The 14,510-nt window shown below is 39.4% G+C and carries 15 protein-coding genes and 1 pseudogene; 3 read left to right on the forward strand and 13 right to left on the reverse strand.

The features are described from left to right. Positions 1 to 149 precede the first annotated feature (149 nt). The 5 genes from E4K67_RS05200 to E4K67_RS05220 form a co-directional block, all read right to left on the reverse strand. Positions 150 to 461 (reverse strand): hypothetical protein, encoded by a 312-nt coding sequence (locus tag E4K67_RS05200; protein ID WP_135545369.1) that lies wholly within the window; start codon positions 459 to 461, stop codon positions 150 to 152. Positions 462 to 679: 218 nt separating this feature from the next. Beyond that, entirely contained in the window at positions 680 to 1,165 is a 486-nt protein-coding gene (locus E4K67_RS05205; protein ID WP_199242490.1) for a GNAT family N-acetyltransferase, read from the reverse strand. Between the two features lie 431 nt (positions 1,166 to 1,596). Then, positions 1,597 to 2,070 (reverse strand): VOC family protein, encoded by a 474-nt coding sequence (locus E4K67_RS05210; RefSeq protein ID WP_135545371.1) that lies wholly within the window; start codon positions 2,068 to 2,070, stop codon positions 1,597 to 1,599. Between the two features lie 73 nt (positions 2,071 to 2,143). After that, the gene (locus E4K67_RS05215) at positions 2,144 to 2,653 is read right to left on the reverse strand and encodes a hypothetical protein (RefSeq protein WP_135545372.1); all 510 of its coding nucleotides are present in this window, start codon (positions 2,651 to 2,653) and stop codon (positions 2,144 to 2,146) included. Between the two features lie 142 nt (positions 2,654 to 2,795). Next, positions 2,796 to 3,224, reverse strand: a complete 429-nt coding sequence (locus E4K67_RS05220; RefSeq protein WP_135545373.1) for a GNAT family N-acetyltransferase — start codon at positions 3,222 to 3,224, stop codon at positions 2,796 to 2,798. Between the two features lie 225 nt (positions 3,225 to 3,449). On the opposite strand from E4K67_RS05220, the gene E4K67_RS05225 reads away from it, so the two are divergent. Beyond that, positions 3,450 to 4,337: an AraC family transcriptional regulator gene (locus E4K67_RS05225; RefSeq protein ID WP_135545374.1), complete on the forward strand. Its 888-nt coding sequence runs from the start codon at positions 3,450 to 3,452 to the stop codon at positions 4,335 to 4,337. 103 nt (positions 4,338 to 4,440) lie between these two features. Here the strand turns inward: E4K67_RS05225 and E4K67_RS05230 are convergent, their stop codons facing one another. From E4K67_RS05230 to polA, 6 genes and pseudogenes are all read right to left on the reverse strand, one after another. Then, a complete protein-coding gene (locus E4K67_RS05230) occupies positions 4,441 to 5,253 on the reverse strand; it encodes a metallophosphoesterase (RefSeq protein ID WP_135545375.1) in 813 nt (270 codons plus the stop codon). Positions 5,254 to 5,424: 171 nt separating this feature from the next. Continuing rightward, positions 5,425 to 6,115, reverse strand: a pseudogene (locus E4K67_RS05235) (aspartate/glutamate racemase family protein). 126 nt (positions 6,116 to 6,241) lie between these two features. Further along, positions 6,242 to 6,844 (reverse strand): dienelactone hydrolase family protein, encoded by a 603-nt coding sequence (locus E4K67_RS05240; protein WP_243454334.1) that lies wholly within the window; start codon positions 6,842 to 6,844, stop codon positions 6,242 to 6,244. A 100-nt stretch (positions 6,845 to 6,944) separates the two neighbouring features. After that, positions 6,945 to 7,451: a hypothetical protein gene (locus E4K67_RS05245; protein WP_135545377.1), complete on the reverse strand. Its 507-nt coding sequence runs from the start codon at positions 7,449 to 7,451 to the stop codon at positions 6,945 to 6,947. Positions 7,452 to 7,828: 377 nt separating this feature from the next. Further along, entirely contained in the window at positions 7,829 to 8,650 is an 822-nt protein-coding gene (gene mutM, locus E4K67_RS05250; RefSeq protein ID WP_135545378.1) for a bifunctional DNA-formamidopyrimidine glycosylase/DNA-(apurinic or apyrimidinic site) lyase, read from the reverse strand. Positions 8,651 to 8,661: 11 nt separating this feature from the next. Further along, positions 8,662 to 11,286 (reverse strand): DNA polymerase I, encoded by a 2,625-nt coding sequence (polA, locus tag E4K67_RS05255; protein WP_135545379.1) that lies wholly within the window; start codon positions 11,284 to 11,286, stop codon positions 8,662 to 8,664. 233 nt (positions 11,287 to 11,519) lie between these two features. On the opposite strand from polA, the gene E4K67_RS05260 reads away from it, so the two are divergent. Continuing rightward, positions 11,520 to 11,825 (forward strand): FlxA-like family protein, encoded by a 306-nt coding sequence (locus tag E4K67_RS05260; protein WP_135545380.1) that lies wholly within the window; start codon positions 11,520 to 11,522, stop codon positions 11,823 to 11,825. 234 nt (positions 11,826 to 12,059) lie between these two features. Further along, positions 12,060 to 12,977, forward strand: coding sequence for a DMT family transporter (locus E4K67_RS05265; RefSeq protein WP_135545381.1), 918 nt, complete (start codon positions 12,060 to 12,062; stop codon positions 12,975 to 12,977). Positions 12,978 to 13,126: 149 nt separating this feature from the next. On the opposite strand, the gene E4K67_RS05270 is transcribed toward E4K67_RS05265, so the two are convergent. Both E4K67_RS05270 and E4K67_RS05275 read right to left on the reverse strand, forming a co-directional pair. Then, positions 13,127 to 13,723, reverse strand: a complete 597-nt coding sequence (locus E4K67_RS05270; protein WP_135545382.1) for a hypothetical protein — start codon at positions 13,721 to 13,723, stop codon at positions 13,127 to 13,129. 206 nt (positions 13,724 to 13,929) lie between these two features. Further along, positions 13,930 to 14,313 (reverse strand): DUF4405 domain-containing protein, encoded by a 384-nt coding sequence (locus tag E4K67_RS05275; protein ID WP_135545383.1) that lies wholly within the window; start codon positions 14,311 to 14,313, stop codon positions 13,930 to 13,932. Between the last annotated feature and the right edge of the window lie 197 nt (positions 14,314 to 14,510).

Consider the following 14,510-nt stretch of genomic DNA (forward strand, 5'->3'; position numbering starts at 1 on the left):
ACACTCTGTTACACGCCCTCGACATCTTTAACTAATCTTTTGGGCATAGACGAACATGTCTATTGTTGTGCTACCGTCGCTTTCATTAGCAATTAAGAATGGAAAACTTTTATTCGATAATTCCTAATTGCAGATTTTTTTAAGTTTTATTATTGGCTTAAAACTGTTAATCCTAGCCAACCGATAATACTGACATACGGTAATACGAAAATCCACGCTAATCTACTTTTCTCATATTTTATAGCTAATGCCGAGCCAACAAAGAATATGGGAAGAGCATACATAATATATCTAAATTTCGGAGTGGAGCCCAAATACCAAGATATTGGTATAGCAAAAATCGCTCCTAAGATTATTAACCAAATCCTCTTAGAATATATTCCGATACATACAAGAACGATAGATGTAATAATTCCAGGCCATCCAATAAGCGTTCTTAGCAATCCATAAAGCATTTCCATAGACCTCACTCCTCTTGTCGGATTACCTGAATTGGATATATTTGATTTGGACCTAAAATAGGTTCCAATCACGCGTTGTTTTGTGACCCAACATTACACTCCGGAATGCCATTTTACATAACGTTTAGGTATTCCCGAGGCGTCCCAACTACATTCATCATCCTCTAAGTGTCGTAAATACCTTGTTGTGTAAAGTAGCGCTTTCCAGAGGAATACATTCAAGTGCTTATAATTGGGAGCTTGTATAATGAAACAAATCTCCCTTTAATATTTGAAGGAACTTCCTCGATGAATTGAGCACCTACTCTATTGTAAAACCCTATTGCATTTGGATCTGAAAGAATATGTAAGCAAGCAATATTCTTTTTTCTACACAATTCCTTAGCAAATGATATTAGTTCAGAACCCACTCTTTTCCCAATAAAATCTGGATGAACAAAAATATGATCCAACCAAAAGCCCTTTCTTATCAAGAATTCTTCCACCTGAAAATCATCTTTAACTTTGACTATTGAAATAAATCCGACTACCACCCCTTCAACCTTCGCGACATAAACTTCATTCTGATTTATGTAATCTACGGTTATTGTCAATTCATCCTTCCACACGTCGAAATACTCTTTGGGATATTTCCAATATCGTTTAGCTGCAAATGAAATTGATGTTAGCATGTCACTTTCTACACCTACAGCACGCCTAATCATAATATTCACTTGCTACACCTCCACTCATTTTATTGCAGAGAACGATTCTTAGACTATCTCACTTTATATCCCCAATAGCGCTATTTTACATAGCGTTTTGGGGATTCTCGACGCGCCATATTGCATTCATCTTGACAAAGTGTCAGGAATCCCCTGTTATAAGAAGTGATCAGCTCCTTGACATACTCAGACATGATTAATTACTTCTATTAATTAATCAGAAATCCCTTCTATTTCTTCTCATTCTGTATCTTGTATCTCATGCGACCCTGATAAAACGAACTTCCGATGTTGTACGAAGAAAATGAAACACCTCTTACTCTCTAGCCCCTCGGACCAACACAGAACACCTGAAGCGACACAGGCAAATCAAAAGATTAAAATTCTCTTTCATGACCATTTCTACGGAACCTTAATGTTAATATCAAAGTTCAATCTTCCAAAAAACCTGTAGCTTTCTTTACGAATTCTTGGGGCAATGAAGTTTTCTTACAAATGTCTTCTATACTCATACCAATTCTGAAATAATGAATAGCAACTGACTCCATTGTTTCACCGACTTCTATAATGTGAAAATCTGGATCATAGAAACGCATTACTCTTTGACCCCATGGCTGTTCTCTTATCTCATGTATAAATTCTACTTTCGCTTCTTTTAATTCTTCATAAACCCTGTCAATTTCTTCTGTCTCAAAATATAATTCAAAGTTATTAGATTTCTTTAGTAGGTTGCTATCCCCTACCCCTAACAACTTTTCAAAATGATCTTGTAAATGAATCGCAAAGTCTCCTTCAAAAGTCACGTTTTCACCAAAATCATATTTTACTTTCTGTCCTAATCTCTCATAGAAGTCTCTCGATATTTTTATGTCTTTCACTACAATCAAAGGACATACATATTTCATCTCTCATCCTCCATAATTTATTTATCCGTAAACGCGACACAATGTCGCGCCTCCCGTCCAATTTCAATTATATTCACTGTTTCCAATACCCCTCAGGGAAGAGATGCCATATGGTTTCGCCGTCTTTACTAACACCTCGAATTTGAAAATATTCCTTGTTTCCTGGGACATGTTGATAAGCAACAAATCTACGAGATTTTACCTGAATAATACTCAATTTTATCTTATCCTTTTGCGTTTCATAGTCCATGTAAATGATGTTTGGATCAATGACTTCGATTATTCCAAATTGGCCTCCACCAGATATCCTTACTGGGTCGTTTGACTTATATGGTGATTGCCCCATTGTTATCTGGTTCCATTTATTAAATCGCAGCTCGTAAACAACCGATTCTAAAATCTTCGTTCCATCAGTAAACTGTCCGTCGAAGATTTCAATCTTTTCCTTTCTATCCTGGGTTAGTAATCGAAGCACTGGTCCCTGATCACCAGTACCGGTATCCACAACAAACTGCTGTGCCGAATTTGTTGATGAAGTATCCAACGCAGAGCAAGCTGTTAAGACAAATAATCCGCCAAACATGATATAAACGATACTCTGATATATAGATTTATAAATTCTGACCTGTGTTCTAATTGTCTATCCCCCCAGATCATTCCTTCAACAGACCCCAAATAAATTTCTGTCGCCTAATGTTCCGATGGTTAACCGTATTTGTTAATATTTATAGTTTCTTTTTAAATCCCTTATGTATTTCAGGCTTATATCCAACAGATTCGTAAAATCTACATGCATCAATTCGATTTGTCTCTGTTACGAGGATTATTTGGTTACATTTCTCTGCAGCTCTTATCTCAAGTTCCATAATCAGGGCCTTGCCGATTCCGCGATTTCTATACTTCTTATCAACTATCATATTTTCAAGCACTAAAAATGATTTACAATCTCCATAAAGTTCTTCACAGATCACGCCCATTACAGAACCAATTAATTGATTATCTTCAACTGCACTTAGTAGTATGTGTGAACCATTTTCTTGAAACTTATAGAACTTTACATACATAGTCTCAATAGAGGATTCCTCACCCCAAAATTGTTTATATAAAAGTGCTAATTGAGGAATATCCTCTTTAATCATATCTCGAACTATCATCCTTGCTACTATCTCCTTTCAGTTAACGCGCCGGCATGGGACTTGGCTTCCCGCATGGTCTCTCGTAGTCACTGAGAGGTATCGGTAACCGTCACTCGCTGTAAGAACCCAGACCTAATTCATTTTTGCTGCGTAATAATGCATTAACACTACATAATTGTGCACAAAATATCGGATAGACACATTGAATTTCTGCTATTCTATTGGTGAAGGGAGGTCATGTCAATGAATTTGCTTGAAAAGATGAATGGAGCATTAAACTATATTGAAGATAATCTTACTGGTGATATTGACTTTAAAGAAGTAGCGAAGCAAGCTTTTTGCTCAGAATATCATTTTAAAAGAATGTTCTCTTTCCTTGCTGGTGTTACGCTCTCGGAGTACATCCGCCGCAGACGTCTTACTCTGGCAGCATTTGAGCTTAATAATAGTGAGCTAAGAATAATTGATGTTGCAATTAAATATGGGTACAACTCACCAGATTCTTTTTCAAGAGCTTTTCGAAGTTTGCATGGTGCAGCACCAACAGAAGCTAGGAGTAACGGGCAATTACTGAAATCTTATCCACGAGTGACCTTTCAATTATCAATTAAAGGAGGAAATGAAATGAACTATCGAATCGAAGAAAAAGAGGCATTTCGTATAATTGGTATCAAAAAAAGAGTGCCAATAATTTTCCACGGAGTTAATACAGAGATTGCATCTATGTGGCAAACTTTAAATGTTGAAACGATAAATAGACTCAAGAATCTCTCTAACGTCGAGCCGTTAGGACTGCTTAGTGCATCCACGAACTTTTCTGAAGATCGAATGGAGGAAAAAGGAGAGCTTGATCATTATATAGGGGTGGCAACAACGAACGAATGTCCAGATAACCTGCAGCAACTTGAAGTGACTGCCTCAACATGGGCTGTATTCGAAGCAGTCGGACCGTTTCCCAATACTCTGCAAGATGTCTGGGGACGCATCTATTCCGAATGGTTTCCATCCTCCAACTATGAACAAGCGGAAGGGCCAGAAATCTTATGGAACGAGAATAAAGATATGACTTCGCCAACTTTTAAGAGCGAAATATGGATACCTATCCTTAAAAACTTAAGTCTTTGCAAATAACGTTCTGAGGTTTTGCGACATCGGGTCACCACTTTCATATTCTTCCGATGTTGCAAACCTCCAGATATCTGAGTTGTCCCTTTCCCAGGGTCCTCCCCAAATGCTAACTAGAGGAAACTAATGTTACCAGTACAATTTCGGGTCTGTTATAAAACCTAATTGGTAAAACGCTTTCTCCTAAACCACCATTTATTATCATATTCGTAGAACCTGAAGTAAATTGACCGTAATCAAACTCGGGAAATAGTCCTTCCCCTGGTGCTACCACTGCACCAATCAAGGGAAGTCTGACTTGACCACCGTGCGTATGCCCCACTAAAACTAGATCAGCATTGGCTTCAACAGCCTTAGAAAATATGTTAGGAGCATGTGCTAATAAAACTTTAGGCATAGAATCCGTGACATCTGCAAGTGCCATATTTAACTTATCTCTTCCTAGATAAGGATCGTCGACACCCATTATCCAAATATGAGAACTGCCTATGTGATATTTAAAATGCCTGTTTTCCAGTATATGTACCCCATGATCTTCCAATGGTGATTTGATTTGGTAGTTTGTCCACCACTCATGATTTCCAGGAACAAAAAATACAGGTTTGGATTGTAACCCTTTCACTAAGGCTATTGCTGGTTCCATAATAGAGTTACTTTTATCGACTAAATCACCTGTTATTGCAACAGCATCGAATTGCTGTCGGTTAATCAATTCAATTAAATGCTTTTGAGCATCTCCGTAATCCTTACTATGTAAATCAGTCAGATGGAGAATAGTAAATCCCTGAAACTCAGTTGGCAGTTTTGAAATCGCAATGGTATATCGTTTTACTGCAATTGAATGGATATCGAAACATAGGTAGGATAATGTTGCAATCCCTCCCAAGATAAATGCTCTACGGGACAAGAACTTAGCTCCCAAAAATAAGCCTCCTTCAAATTCCACTCCGTTAGCGTAACCCAGATAACGTTCTGGGTGTTCACATAGCACCATACTACAATTAGCTCGGCTAGGTTACTAGAACACCTAGTTGTACAATGGATGGCAACCCCAGATTACGCTTAGAAATAGAAGCATCTTTATCGTGGTCAATTATTCGAACGCTAATTTTACAGCCCCTTTTGCATGAAGTAATGTTGTATCAAATAACGGCACAGTAGTATCCTCAGCTTTGACTAATAAACCAATTTCCGTACAACCAAGGATTATTCCTCCCGCACCTTGTTCTACTAAATCCTGAATTATCCGTTTATATATAGCTCTTGATTCCTCTAAGATTTTTCCTAAACAAAGTTCATTATATATTACTGTATTTATTACTACTCTATCCGTTTCATTTGGAACTAAAACTTTTATACCTTGGACCTCTAAACGTGATTTATAGAAAGCATGTTCCAATGGTATAACGAGTTCCCAAAAGGCCAATAGTTTTGATTCCACTAAGAAGAACCTGTTGTGCAGTGACATCTGCAATGTGTAGTAATGGAATTCGGATACCTGACTGAATTTCGCTAGCAACTTTGTGCATAGTATTCGTGCAAATGACAATAAAATCTGCCCCTGCTAACTCAAGACTTCGAGCAGCATCATTTAATATCTGTGCGGCTTTTCTCCATTCGCTCTTCCTTTGAAAAGTTTCTATTTCTTCGAAATCTACGCTGTAAAGAATGCATTTAGCTGAATGAAAACCACCTAGCCTTAGCTTAACTTCTTCATTAATAATGCGATAATATTCTGATGATGATTCCCAACTCATCCCGCCGATTAAACCTATTATCTTCATCAATTTCCCTCCAAAAATTCCAGCTATGCCTGTCGCGTATTTGTTCCGAGTATTCCCGACTTAGCAATCACTTTCATCTTGTCTAAGTATTGATATACCTAGACGTTAGACGATGCTGTTTTCTACTTAGAAAGCCAAATCTATTAGAAACTTATCTACTAAATACTGGGCTATTTGTTGCGATTGCTCATTATATTGTTTCGAAAAAGGATCACAAAAGCCGTGATTCCCATTTAGCACGTGTATACTAATGAACTGCTTTTGTCCAAGTACACTTGTCAATTCCGAAACATTAGCAGACTTTTCCTCTTTCGCGAAGATTAATAATATCGGGCATTTAGGGGTAATTTTTTGATAATCCCTTATTCTCGAACCATAGTAACAAATAACTCCATCTACCATATTTTCTGTTTCACTACATATCCAGGCTGTAGTTGCTCCTACGCTAAACCCTAGTAGAAATACATGTTTATAATCTCTTCTAGCTTTTATGAGCATTGTTTTAACTTCATGTGCCATTGAAGAAAAACCAATATGTTTAAAAAAATACTGGTAAGCTTCCTCTTCTCTACTATAAGCGAAATAATCGCTCGGCTTTACAAAATCAGGGCATAAAACATCGAACCCAGCCGCTAAATACTGTTCGCATATCCATTGAATATGCGGATTAATTCCATATATTTCGTGCAAAATGATTATTGCGGATTCTTTACCGTGCATATTCAGCATACATATTCCTCGACTCTTTTTTCCTATTATTTTTCAAACCTTCTGTTCGAAGCACGTTTTGTGAACTCAACCTTGAAACTATACTTCTTATAATCTATTATTATTCAAAAGTGTCCTGGGCTTTTTTCATTAGTGCCATCATTAGGACCAAAACTACGATTGAAAGAATAAAAATCGGTATAAAGCCTATGGCTAGTAGAAACGGAGCTATTAAACATAAGGGAAACCAGATGGTAAATATAACCTTGTAATACAAGTAATATTTCCACCTTTGGTGCGCCAACTCTTGAAGGGTATGATTGGATTGGTCTTTTGCTAGATCAATTATGCCACGACACAAGTGATATACGAGAAGCAAATCTAATACCATGGTTATGATTCCGACGGCATAAAATCCTAGCGATAAGGGATTGATGGTGACTTGCCCTACCGTGTTCTGAACTTGGTATAGGCTAAATAACGAAAGAACCGCCAGTGGTATAGACCATTTTTTAGCATTACCAAACTCAGAACTGTATGAAGCCAAACTCCCCAATCCAGAATACATCAACAGGTATCCGACAAAATTAGGTAAGATGTCCACGCCTTGAATTCTGAAGTCGAACATAAATAGAAAACCCCAAAAAATAGAACCAAAGCCGCTCAAAGCTTCAACCCCTTTCTCTTAATCTACTGCTATCCTCTAAAGTTGTTGGTATAACGTTCTAATGAACGAAATTCGTTAAGTCTAAATAGACTATAGGCGAAGAGTAATACCTCAAGAAGGTATTCATTTAGGATGAACTTCGTCATCAGGCGTCAAATACCTTCCAACTTATTGTAAATTATCCAATTGTCAAACTCCCGTCAAGTGGAGTGGTACCCGCATCATAGATTGCTAGATGCCGAAATGGAAAGATTTCGTGCTGATTGATACTACAAAAGGCTAGGGATTAATCCCTAGCCTCAAATTATTATTTTTAGATTGATTACCTATTTTCTTATCTACCTCTGACACCTCGCACAATACACCGTCGTTCGTCCAGCAAGACGTACTCGTTCTAACGTCTGCCCACAGACATGGCAGGGTTTCCCGCCTCGCCCGTATACTTGTAAGTCCTCTTCAAACATTCCTTTTTCCCCATTGGCATCCCGATAATCTCGAAAGGAAGTGCCCTGGGCATCAATTCCAGCCTGTAGGACACTTTGAATCGCCTGGTGAAGTTTTGAAAATTCTTCCTCGGATAGGGTGTCTACCCTGCGGTCGGGAGATAATCCAGCGAGAAAAAGGGATTCATCCACATAGATGTTACCCATTCCCGCGAGGACAGTCTGATCTAGTAAAGCCGCCTTTAAAAAGACTTTTTTCTTTCCGAAACGATCTTTTAGCACTGCGGGTGTGAAGTCCGCTTCCAATGGCTCAGGACCGAGTTTTCCTAAGGAGGATCCGCTGAAACAAAGAGGGGTGGGTATAGCTTGGATACGTCCAAACTTCCGCACATCTGAAAAATGCACTTCTCCATGTTCCAGGCGAAAGACTACGTGGGTATGTTTCTCAGGTTCCCGCAGATCTGGATAATAATTCAAGCGTCCTGTCATGCGCATATGCGCAATTAACGTTAAATCTTCATCCAGTCGAATTAAAAGATATTTGCCACGGCGGTCGATCGTTCTGATCCGTCGTCCAGTGACTAAATCTTCAAATGCCTTATCTTCCCATCCGCAAACAGCAGAGGGCCAAATGAGCTTAATTCCCTCAATTTTTAGATCTTTAACGTGTTCGATTAATGTCCGTCGAATTGTTTCGACCTCAGGGAGTTCTGGCATATTTTATCTCCTCATTCCATCGGTTTAAAAGACTGCATATCGTACCAATTCGGCCCGACTTTGCATTCCACCGTCATTGGCACTGAGAGCGGGAATGCGTTTTCCATAGCTTCGATCAGTACACGTGCTACACTCTGCAAATCTTCAGGAGCAACTTGAAGCAATAGCTCATCATGCACTTGAAGCAGCATCGCTGCTCTGTATGGTTTCAGGCCTTCTGCCACCTTAATCATCGCTAACTTCATAATATCTGCTGCGGTCCCCTGTACTGGCGTGTTCATGGCAATTCGTTCTCCAAATTGACGTTGCACTCGGTTTGAACTTAGCAATTCTGGAATACGGCGCAGACGATTTAACAAGGTGTGGACTTGTCCCTCTTGTTTAGCTTTTGCAACGACGTTTTCCAAATATTGTTTGACCCCACTATAGCGTTTAAAATATTGCTCAATGTAAAACTTCGATTCTTTACGAGGAATCCCTAAATCTCTCGACAGACCAAACTCCGTTAGTCCGTAAACCAAGCCGAAATTAACTGCCTTGGCGCTCCGACGCATCTCCGAAGTGACTGCATCAAGGGAGATACCGAAGACTTCCGCTGCCGTTCGAGTATGGACATCTTGCCCCAGCGAAAAAGATTCACACAGCAGAGGATCTTGAGAATAGTGAGCTAGAATTCGAAGTTCAATTTGCGAATAATCTGCGGATAGCAGTACCCATCCCGGTTCTGTAGGGTGAAAGACTTTTCGCAACTGTCTTCCCTGCTCAAGTCGCATCGGGATATTCTGCAAATTTGGCTCTGTGCTCGACAAACGCCCAGTCGTTGCCACCGTTTGTTGAAACGTAGTATGGATCCGTCCGTCCTTCACTTGAGCGAGTAGACCATTTACATACGTAGACATTAATTTATTCAACTGCCGATAGTCGAGAATTTTTGCTACGACAGGGTGAGCTAAGCGAAGTTCTTCTAAGGTCTCCGCATCCGTGGAATAGCCCGTCTTTGTCTTCTTAGCAGTCGGCAAGCCTAACTTCTCGAAAAGAATTATTCCCAACTGTTTTGGTGAATTAATATTAAAGGTTTCTTCAGCCAAAGCATAAATGCCATTCTCAAGTTGTTTTAAAGTAATACTTATCCCTTCACCGAAACTAGACAACTTTTCTGCGTCAACAGCGATTCCGTGGCGTTCAACTTGCGCGAGTACCAAACTTAGCGGTTCTTCAATCTCATGGAGCAAGTGGGCAAGTCCTAGGGAATGAATTTCCTCTTCAAACTTGGGCGCAACTTGAGCTAGAGCTGCTGCTTCGGTCGCAACGTTCTCGAAAACAGCTTGATTCGCGACATATTCTTTGACTAAATCCAGAGGAGCGAATTTAGGACGCGAAGATTGAATAAGATAGGACGCTAAGCTCATATCGAGCACAACGCCTTTTAAGCAAGTGCCTTCATTAGCCAGCAACAAGGCCACCGTTTTACTATCTGCCACGGTTTTGGGAACATGATCATCACCCATCAACTCTGACCAAGCTTTAAGAACCTCCGCGGACACTACCTCACGTGCAAATGTAAACGACTCACCTAGAGTAGCAATCCCCCATTCTAGCCAGTGTCCGCCCTGTAAACCTGTTCCTTCATAGCGACAAGCTAACGTGAGCGGATCTTTCCTCTCTCGCCACTGATCAATCTGTGCAAGCCAATCCGCATCCGTTAGTTTTCGTTCCGGCCAATCTTCCAGCAAAACATCTGGACTTTCTCCGATCGGTTCCCCATTATCTTTATGACGTTCTTGCCATAAGCGGGTCACATTCCTCAGATCATATTTTAGCAAAACGGGAAGCACTTTATTCGCTTGTGAACGGCGGTAAACAAGATCGTCTAACGAGAACACTAACGGAACCTCTGTCAACATCGTTGCTAATTTCTTGCTTAATATGGCCTGATCAGCAAATTCTTTTAAGTTGCTTTGTACTTTTTTCCCAGAGACTTTATCGACGTTTGCCAAAACGCCCTCGACTGTTTCAAATTCTAAGAGTAATTTCAGCGCGGTCTTCTCGCCGATGCCAGGAACCCCGGGAATATTATCTGAGGAGTCTCCCATGAGTCCCTTCAGATCGATGATTTGGTAAGGTCGGAGCTGATAACGTTCCCATAGAGCATGTTCGTCATAGCATTCCACCTCACTGATTCCTTTTTTAGTCAAATAGATATTCGTCTTAGGAGAGATGAGTTGCAGTGCATCTCTGTCTCCTGTGTAAACCTGAACTTCCATCCCTTGTGCTTCAGCCTGTTTGGCTACTACGGCAATAAGATCATCCGCTTCATACCCAGCTAACTCAAGCATGGGTACTTCCAATTCCGTTAAGACATCTTTCAAATAATCAAATTGTGGACGCAACCCCTCTGGGGTCTCTTTCCGTTGAGCCTTATACCCAGCATATTGTTCAATCCGCACAGTTGCCTTGGTTTTATCGAAAGCCACTACCCAGTAATCTGGCTGTTGTTCTTGTTCTAATCTAAAAAGCATGGTGAGAAAACCATGTAATACATTCGTTGGACGCCCATCAGCCGTAGTCAACGTCGGAAGTGCATAAAATGCACGATACACAAGGCTATTTCCGTCTAAAATCACCATTCTTGGCATCTTTAACCCCCCCATTCTTTCGCATCAACTATACCATACCGACTGCTTTCTCACAAACGATTGAGGACCATATTCTAAAAAGCCTAAACAAATATCTAACAGGATATTATAATATTTTTCAGCAAACTTTCAGTTTAGATTCAGCTGGCTTTCAGCTTTGTATACTAAAGTAATATAAGTATACGTACAAGTACATAAGCACTTCAAAATAATAAGGGCAGGAGGTATAAATTATGAATGTTTCATCAGTTTCTTCAATATCAAGTAGTTCTTATTCCTCTGGAAATGATACTGACGAAAAACGACTTTCAGATCAAGTAAAACAACTCCAAAACCAAATAAATACTGTGACCCAGAGTAAAGATGATGCTAAAACAAAGCAGGCTAAAATTCAATTATTAGAAGCTCAGATAATACAAATTCAAGCCCAAATACAAGCAAATTCAAAAAAAACGAATCAAAATAGCAATACTGAAACTCAACAAGCCACACAGATTCAAGCGGTTTCTACGAGTAGTAAACTAGATATTCAAGTTTAACAAAATGACAATTTGGCTTTAAAGACAAACGGCTCTATTCGCTAAAATCGTGAATAAAGTCGTTTGTCTTTAAAAATTTATAAACAAATTAATAATGATTTTCTTTTATTCTACATATTGGTAAATTCAGGGTTACTACTTCAACCATTACATGTTAAAATGAAAAATATTGTTAAGAGAGGAGTTAAGCGATTCACATTATTATCAAAATTGATATAAAGGAGGAGAGTTCAAATGTCGGATAAACAAATTCGCTGGTTAATGGTACTGACCGCTATCTTTTGGTCTGGCGCGTTTATTACAGGCAAAATTGCCGTAGGAGAGTTCCCCCCCTTTGCCCTAACTTTCTTTCGCTTTCTCTTCGCGTTACCGTTTATTTTCGTGATTTTCTACATTAAAGAACGGGGAAACCTTTTACCACGCGGTAAACAATGGCTCGCACTTATTCTTCTCGGAGTCATCGGTACTTTTTGTTATCATGCCTTGTTTTTTACTTCGCTAAAATATACCACGGCAATTAATTCTTCTCTCATCGGAGCAATTAATCCTATGGTTACAACCCTTCTAGCTGCCATGTTTTTTAGTGAACGATTGACCCCCTTGAGAGTAATGGGTGTCATATTGTCTTTCAGTGGCGTTTTTCTCTTTATTACCAATGGGGACTTAACGCTTATCTTCCAATTTCAATTTAACAAAGGCGATTTAATTATGCTGATCGCAGTCTGTTGTTTTGCCGTCTATGCGCTTCTCAGTCGACGGTATATGAAACAATATAGTCTATCACCGCTCAAGGTTACGGCTTATACTTTCTTGATCTGCGTTGTTATTTCCATTCCTTTCGTCTTGTGGGAGAAACCTGCAACCTATCTATTTTCGGCAACTGCGAGTGGTTGGCTCTCCATTCTGTATATGAGCGTGTTTGCTTCCGTCTTGGGTTACCTTATCCAGATGGTTGCTATTCAACGTATTGGCGCGCCACGCACAGCCATTTTTATTAATTTAGTACCAGTTTTTACGATTATCCAGTCAGTGATTATCTTGGGGGAATCAATCACTCTATTTAAACTCATCGGTGCCGCCATTGTAATCTCAGGCGTTTATTTAGCTACGCGACCGGAATCGAGAATTTACAATTTGAAAAGCGTAATGTAAATTCAGTTTTCAAAAACACTATGCCAAACAAGCTATTATCTACCTAACTGGTTTAATACATTGAAAAATTAAAGAGATTCTATACCTTTCCCGCAATACACGAGAGAAGGGTATAAAATCTCTTTTTAGCATCAATAGTACTCTTGAAATTATGTTAAAGATGCTAATACCTGTTCATATATGTTTTGCGATTGGCCTGAAGGAGCAGTTTGATTGCCATCAGGAGTGCCTTTTTGTCCATTTGTTTGATCCTTCTGTTGATCTTTTGGTTGGTCTTTTGGTGGTTCTTGCCCGGTTTGGCTATTTCCATCGGGCTTAGCTTTCGGAGTATTTGTACTCAGATATGTTTTTTGTGCGTCAGTATATACTGCATTAATGGCATCTGCTTTTTGCTGGAGAAAATCTTCACTCGGGCTTGTAGTATCGATTAATGTTTGCAATATTGGTTTAATTATGGCTTTCTGCTCGGTCGTCAAAACCGTTGCTTCATTACCTTGGAGACGACGTATCCCCATAGCGGCATCTATCGCGGGATTGATTGTCATTTTGTTGGCAGTCTGATTAGATTTTGTTGCAGACTCATCCACTGTAGAAGTTGAGGCTGTTTCGGTTGATGATGTAGCAGGTGAAGATGTTACAGCTTTTGCACCACAACCACCAACTCCGATTATTACTATTGACAATAACATCCCCACAACCACCCATGGCCTTTTTATTGATTTTTGCACTTGACTCAAGTCTTTCACTCAAAACTCCTCCTTAAATAAAACTAAAGGACATTAACATAGTTTGTGTGCTAATGGGCCGCCTATCCTCCTTTCTCTAATTACGGCATCGTCCTTGGGAAAATAACTTCAACAATAGTATGACTAACAAGTATTAAATCCAGAGGGGATGAGTCGGGCAGTCGTTTCAGTTATTCATACACGCTTTGATAACTCCTATTAGTAGGTTATTGATTATCTTTGTCGAATTGTTCAGCTTGGAATGACCTTCTCCCATCGCCCTCAAGACCATGGGCGTTACCTTGCGGACTGAAAACTATAATGGAATAACAAATACCAACAGAAACTATTAGCGTAACAAAAGCAGCCATCACTTTCATTTTATTGCGAAATATTGTCTTTGTGAGATTTGCAATCCATTCTACATGCATCAAGAAATGCAACACCAATATACCAGTCAGAATATAACCAGACCAAATATGAAGCGATTTTGCATTAAAAGCATTTAATTTGAAATCCAATAAAAAGCCAGTAACAATGCAAACAAGCGCCATTACTGTGAGTGGGATATTGATAAAATAGTTTTTCTCAGACTTAGATAACATTTTCAAATACACCTCCGTTTAATTGGCTTTTCATGCCGTTTTACTATGACTCAGCATAGTCTTTAGTTTCTAGTTCTCTATAAATATAACCGTCGTCCCTGAATCAGGCCTAAATGCCACCTGAGCGTTCGTTGAACGTTTCCTGAAAATCTGCTGAAGATGTAAATTAATCCAGAGTCACTAGGCAACAATGAGCAATATAA

This window comes from Desulfosporosinus fructosivorans, assembly GCF_004766045.1.
Taxonomy (GTDB): Bacteria; Bacillota; Desulfitobacteriia; order Desulfitobacteriales; family Desulfitobacteriaceae; genus Desulfosporosinus; species Desulfosporosinus fructosivorans.

Excerpts from the sequence above, each read along its gene's own strand:
- E4K67_RS05260 (WP_135545380.1), top strand. The coding sequence starts at position 11,520 with ATGAATGTTTCATCAGTTTCTTCAATATCAAGTAGTTCTTATTCCTCT.
- E4K67_RS05265 (WP_135545381.1), top strand. The coding sequence starts at position 12,060 with ATGTCGGATAAACAAATTCGCTGGTTAATGGTACTGACCGCTATCTTT.
- polA (WP_135545379.1), bottom strand. The coding sequence starts at position 11,286 with ATGCCAAGAATGGTGATTTTAGACGGAAATAGCCTTGTGTATCGTGCA.
- mutM (WP_135545378.1), bottom strand. The coding sequence starts at position 8,650 with ATGCCAGAACTCCCTGAGGTCGAAACAATTCGACGGACATTAATCGAA.
- E4K67_RS05200 (WP_135545369.1), bottom strand. The coding sequence starts at position 461 with ATGGAAATGCTTTATGGATTGCTAAGAACGCTTATTGGATGGCCTGGA.
- E4K67_RS05225 (WP_135545374.1), top strand. The coding sequence starts at position 3,450 with ATGAATTTGCTTGAAAAGATGAATGGAGCATTAAACTATATTGAAGAT.
- E4K67_RS05205 (WP_199242490.1), bottom strand. The coding sequence starts at position 1,165 with ATGATTAGGCGTGCTGTAGGTGTAGAAAGTGACATGCTAACATCAATT.
- E4K67_RS05215 (WP_135545372.1), bottom strand. The coding sequence starts at position 2,653 with ATGTTTGGCGGATTATTTGTCTTAACAGCTTGCTCTGCGTTGGATACT.
- E4K67_RS05245 (WP_135545377.1), bottom strand. The coding sequence starts at position 7,451 with ATGTTCGACTTCAGAATTCAAGGCGTGGACATCTTACCTAATTTTGTC.
- E4K67_RS05240 (WP_243454334.1), bottom strand. The coding sequence starts at position 6,844 with ATGCTGAATATGCACGGTAAAGAATCCGCAATAATCATTTTGCACGAA.
- E4K67_RS05220 (WP_135545373.1), bottom strand. The coding sequence starts at position 3,224 with ATGATAGTTCGAGATATGATTAAAGAGGATATTCCTCAATTAGCACTT.
- E4K67_RS05210 (WP_135545371.1), bottom strand. The coding sequence starts at position 2,070 with ATGAAATATGTATGTCCTTTGATTGTAGTGAAAGACATAAAAATATCG.